Here is a 288-nt window from a genome sequence, read left to right on the forward strand (position 1 = left end):
AATCTTAGTCCCCGGTGGATCGCGCCCGGAATGGTGGGAAAACGTCCGGGATGCTTCCGGAAAAAATGATCCAGGGTCGCGATGCTGAAGAGAGTCGAGACGGTGTATCCGCCCCAGCTTCCGTGCTTCCGCTGCTCCCGGAGGATTTTCTTGACCATGAATCCGTCATACCAGGCGGAGGGTTCGGGTTCCTTCTCGCCCGGCCGCCAAGGGCGCCCGGCAAAAAGCTCGTTCAAGTCAAACTCCGGCCCGAAGGTCCCGCGAATCATGCGCGACACGCGATTGTGC

The 288-nt window shown here is 60.4% G+C and carries 1 protein-coding gene; it reads right to left on the reverse strand.

Annotation, left to right across the window (positions count from 1 at the left end):
* On the reverse strand, positions 1 to 288 hold a 288-nt coding region (locus LZP69_RS16150; RefSeq protein ID WP_234201714.1), incomplete at both ends, for a hypothetical protein.

This window comes from Shewanella sp. AS1 (assembly GCF_021412565.1).
Lineage (GTDB): Bacteria > Pseudomonadota > Gammaproteobacteria > Enterobacterales > Shewanellaceae > Shewanella.